1 protein-coding gene is annotated in these 2,931 nt (G+C 77.7%); it reads right to left on the bottom strand.

What is annotated here, in order from left to right:
* A partial coding sequence (locus GCU69_RS04370) for a beta-N-acetylglucosaminidase domain-containing protein (RefSeq protein ID WP_235978211.1) occupies positions 1-2,916 on the bottom strand: 2,916 nt, incomplete at its 3' end.
* Between the last annotated feature and the right edge of the window lie 15 nt (positions 2,917-2,931).

Raw genomic sequence — 2,931 nt, 5'->3', positions numbered from 1 at the left:
GTCGCCGCCGCCGGCCACCGCGAAGACCTCCACCGACCACAGGGAGCAGCCGTACTCGGTGGCGCGCCGGTCGCCCCGGACCCGGACGAACCGGGTGTCCGCCGCGTCCATCCGCACCGACTCGCGGCCTCCCCGGCCGTCCCGCACGGTCGCCGCCGTGCGCCAGTCGCGGCCGTCCGCCGAGACCTGGATCCGGTAGCGGTCCGCGTACGCCTCCTGCCAGTGCAGCACCACCCGGCCGACCCGGGCCGGCTCCGCCAGCTCGACCTGGAACCACGCGTCGTCCTCGGCGGGCGAGGACCAGCGGGTCGCCGGGTCGCCGTCGACCGCCGCCGCGGCCGGGAAGCCGGCGGTCTCGTCCCCGGAGGACGACGCCTTCGCTCCCCGCGCCAGATCCGGTCCGCCGGTCTCCGGATACGCGCGCACGGTCAGCGTCCGCTCCTCGCCCGCGAAGTCGAACGGCACCTCGTACGAGCCGGCCGGGGTGTCCTCCGGGACGGTGACCCGCACCGGCACCTCGGTCGTCGCGCCGCGCCGCACCGTGACCCCGTCGGGCACCTCGACCTCGACACCCTCCGGGGCCCGCGCGACCAGCCTGCCGCGGATGTCGCCCGGCCGCTCCGGGACCAGCTCGACCGGCACCGTCCTCGCCCGGCCGCCGATCACCGCGTCCGTCTCCTCCCGCTCCAGCTCCAGCCGCGCCCCGGGGGTGTCGCCGAACCACGGCACGACCCGGTGGACCTCGGGCGCGCGCCCGTCCTCCGGCCAGGTCAGCCGCAGCGTGTCGGCCCGTACGCCGTCGGCCCGCAGCTGGGTCCAGCCGTCCTCGGACAGCGCGCCGAGCGGCCGCCAGCCCTCGCCCGGCACATGCGCCTCGACGTCGGCGGGCGAACCCTTCCCGGGGGCGGTCAGCACGGTCACGGCGGCCAGCGGCCGGGGCCGGCCCAGGTCGACGGTCAGCTCGGAGGGGCCCTGCGTGACGGAGGTGGCGGGCCCGGCCCGGTCGGCGCCCGTCCACGCGTCGGCACGGTCGAGCGCCCGGTCCAGGAACGGGGCCAGCACGCCCTTGCCGACGGTCGCGGACCCGGACCGGATCTCCTCGCGCAGCTTCCGTACGTCCAGCTGCGCCCGCCAGGCCGCCGCGCCGTCGCCCGCGTCCTGCGCCAGCAGCATGGCGACGGCGCGCCGGCCGGCGCGGCCGTACCGGGCGAGCTGGTCCAGCCAGGGGCCGGTCTCCTCGCGCAGCGCCGCGGCGTCCGGTCCGGACAGCCGCTCCGGGGCCTTCCGCATGACGGCGAACGCGTCGTCCAGGCGCTGCGCCGCCCGTTCCAGTGCCTCCCGGTCGGTGCCGCCGTACGCCTCCCACAGCGCCTCGATCAGCGGCCGCAGATACGCGGACTCCTCGCCGCCCAGGACGGAGGAGGCGTCGTTGGCGGCCAGCGCGCGCAGCGCCGCCCGGGAGCCGGCGTCCTCGCCCGCCAGGTCGTCGACGGCCGCGCGCCAGGACTCCGCGGGGCGGTAGCCGCGCGGGTTCCAGGCGTAGTCGGCCGCCGTGAACAGCGGGATCCGGGACGCGGCGGGCTGCTGCATCGCGTTCGTCAGCAGCGCCGAGGAGCCGGTGGCGACGGCCGGTTCGCGGCCGGTGTAGGGGCCGAGGAAGAGCCGGTCCTTCGCGTAGTCGTTGACCGGATAGTTGTCCATGGTGACCAGCGGATGGCCGAAGGCGCTCCGGGCCTCCGCCAGTTCGCCGCCGGTGATGGTGCCGGGCACGACGCCGACACCGGTCCAGGCGACGTGCACGCCGGAGTGCAGCGCGCCGGCGAGCGCGTCGCGGTAGTCGGTGCTGCCGTCCTGGTAGAACTCGGTCGGCATCAGCGTCAGCGGCTCCGCGCCCGGGTGGCGTCCGGCGAGGTGCCGGGCTGCGGCGTTGGCGACCCGGGCCTGGGCGCGGGCGGCGGCCCCCGGCCCGGAGCCGTACGTCTCCCGGTCCGCCTCGCAGTGCCACTCGCTGTAGCTGACGTCCTGGAACTGCAGCTGGAACGAGCGGACCCCCAGCGCCCACATCGCGTCGATCTTGCGGTTCAGCGCCCGGAGGTCCTCGTCGGAGGAGAAGCACAGGGCCTGCCCGGGGGCGACGGCCCAGCCGAGCGTCACGTGGTTGCGCCGCGCACGGTCGGCGAGCGCCCGGAACTCGGCGCGCTGCCCGGCCGGGTACGGGTCTCGCCAGCGGGCCTGCCGGTACGGGTCGTCGCCGGGCGCGTAGAGGTAGTGGTTCTGCTTGGTGCGGCCGAGGAAGCCGAGCTGGGCCAGGCGCTCGCCGTGCGACCACGGGGTGCCGTAGAAGCCCTCGGTGGTGCCGCGCACCGGGGCGGCCGGCCAGTCGCGGACGACGACACCGGCGAGTGCCCTGCCGCCCGGCCGGGTCCGGTCGTCCCGGCCGTCCCCGGGCCGCTCGGGCGGTCCGGCCGGGTCCGCACGGTTCCCGGGCCCGCGGGACGCGCCGGACCCGCCGCCGGAGTCCTCCCCGGTGACCAGCTGGCGCAGCGTCTGCACGGCGTGGAACAGCCCGTCGGGTCCCTCACCGGCGAGCGCCACGGTGTCCCTGCCCCCGGTCCGGCCGACGGCGAGCCGGTAACCGCCGGAAGGCAGGTCCCCGCGCTCGGACGCCCGCAGGGCGCGCAGTGCCTGCTCCGCGCCCCGCGCGTCGGCGCGCACCACGAGCGCGTCCGGGGGAAGAGCGGCCCCGGGGGAGACGTCGAGCACGGTGTCCGCCCCGGCGTTCCGCAGCACCTCGCGCAACGCGTCGAGCGCGTACGGATCGGTGTCCCCGTCGGCGACCACGACGGCCCGTTCCCCGACGGGGACGGGGCCGCCCTGGGCGCGCAGGTCCTGGGGGCGCGGCCAGACCGCGGGCACGGCGGAGCCGCCCTT

The organism is Streptomyces lycii (assembly GCF_009735685.1).
Taxonomy (GTDB): Bacteria; Actinomycetota; Actinomycetes; order Streptomycetales; family Streptomycetaceae; genus Streptomyces; species Streptomyces lycii.
This window is presented reverse-complemented; position numbering and strand designations above follow the sequence as displayed.